Annotated in this window: 2 protein-coding genes; both read right to left on the reverse strand. The window is 61.1% G+C overall.

What is annotated here, in order from left to right:
* Positions 1 to 11: 11 nt before the first annotated feature.
* Entirely contained in the window at positions 12 to 1211 is a 1200-nt protein-coding gene (locus ACWGS9_RS34680; RefSeq protein ID WP_454509420.1) for a mandelate racemase/muconate lactonizing enzyme family protein, read from the reverse strand.
* Between the two features lie 18 nt (positions 1212 to 1229).
* Positions 1230 to 1813, reverse strand: a 584-nt coding sequence (locus ACWGS9_RS34685) for an enolase C-terminal domain-like protein (protein WP_454509421.1), incomplete at its 5' end; no start/stop codon positions are given.

Consider the following 1813-nt stretch of genomic DNA (forward strand, 5'->3'; position numbering starts at 1 on the left):
GGAGGAAAGGTTCAGTCGAAGAAGCCCGCATCCTCTTCCCTGAGATACTTCATGGCCGCTTGGGCGTCGATATCGAGGCCGAGCCCCGGCGCTACCAACAGGTCCACCATGCTGTCCTTCACGATCTGCGCCGGTAGGCCGATCACCAGATCCTCCCACCAGGGGTCGGAGGCGCTCGGATATTCGAAGGCGATATAGTTGGCAGGCAAGGTGGCGCAGACATTGATCAGCGCGCCGAGGCCGAGCAGGCCGTTGGCTGTGCCGTGCGGCGCCATCAGGATCGAGTGCATGTAGGCGTGCTCCGCAACCCATTTGAGCTCGGCAATGCCGCCGATATCGGCGGGATCGGGGCCGATGACACGCACCGCCTGGGTTTCGATCAATTCCTTGAAATTGTGCCTGAGGTAGATCTGTTCGCCCGTATGGATCGGGGTCGAGGTTGAAGTGGTCAGCTCCCGATAGGCCTGCGGATTGACCCACGGCACATAGTCGCCGGTCAACATGTCCTCGAGCCACATCAAATTGTACTTCTCGACCGCACGAGCGAACTTGATCGCATCGGGCAGCATCCAGCCCGGGCCGCAGTCGAGCGCCAGGCTGACCTTGTCGCCCAGCACTTCCTTCATGGCGATCACGCAATCGAGCATGTGATTGAAACCGCGCTCGCTGATCACGCCCTGATCCATGGCACCGTGATAGCCGGCCTTGTTCTGCGTCACCCCGTAGTGGAACCCCTCAATGCTGTCCTTCATGTTGGAGTGGAACGAGATGCCTTGCTTGATCATGAAGAAGTTCTGCGGCTGCTCCATCATCCATTTGACATCGGCCGCGTAATCCTCCGGCCGGTCGCCTGCGCGCTTCTGGCGGATCGAGCCGTTGTAGACGCGCACCTTGTCGCGCACCTTGCCGCCGAGCAGTTTGTAGACCGGCACGCCCGCTGCCTTGCCGGCAATGTCCCACAGCGCATGCTCGATGGCGCTCACCGCCGCGCCATAGGGCTTGAACGAGCCGCGTTGGCGGATCTTCAGCATCACCCGCTCGACGTCGGTCGGGTCCTCGCCGATCAGCGCCTCACGGAAATGCAGCACAAAGGGTTTGAGGTAGGTCTTTGTAAACTCGACCTCGCCAAGGCCATGGAGGCCTTCATCGGTCACGATGCGCACGATTGGGTGCTTGCCGATGACGGCACAGCGCAGGTCGGTGATCTTCATATTCGGGTCTTTCTCGCGTCAGCTCCAGGTGCGATCCCAGGAATACTCGTCGTCCCAGTGATCCGTGGGCTGCCAGATGCCGGTGACACCCGGCTGCAGATGCCGCAAGATCACCTGATCGACAACATCGTCGATCCCCAGGCCCGGCTTGTCCGGAACAGTGATAAAGCCGTCCTTGACGAGCGGCTTGGGAAGGCCGGCGACGATGTCGTCCCACCAGTCGACATCGGCGGAGTGGTATTCGAGGGCCATGAAGTTTTCGGTCGCGGTGGCGACATGCGCCGCGGCCATTGCGGCGATCGGGCTTTCAGCCATGTGGATCGCCATGGCGACGCCGTGATGCTGCGCCATATCGCCAATCTTCTTGGTCTCCAGGATGCCGCCGCTGGTGAGCAGGTCCGGGTGGATAACGGAGAGGCCTCCACTCCTGAGCAGAGGCTCGAAGGCCTCCTTAAGGTAGATGTCCTCGCCGGTGCAGATCGGCACCGTGGTAGCCTCCTGCAATTGTCGGTACTGCTCCGTGTATTGCCAGGGAATCACGTCCTCCAGCCAGGCAGGAACATATTTCTCGATACGACGCGACAGGCGTATGCCGTCCTGCA

Source organism: Mesorhizobium sp. Arg314 (assembly GCF_053714275.1).

Excerpts from the sequence above, each read along its gene's own strand:
- ACWGS9_RS34680 (WP_454509420.1), bottom strand. The coding sequence starts at position 1,211 with ATGAAGATCACCGACCTGCGCTGTGCCGTCATCGGCAAGCACCCAATC.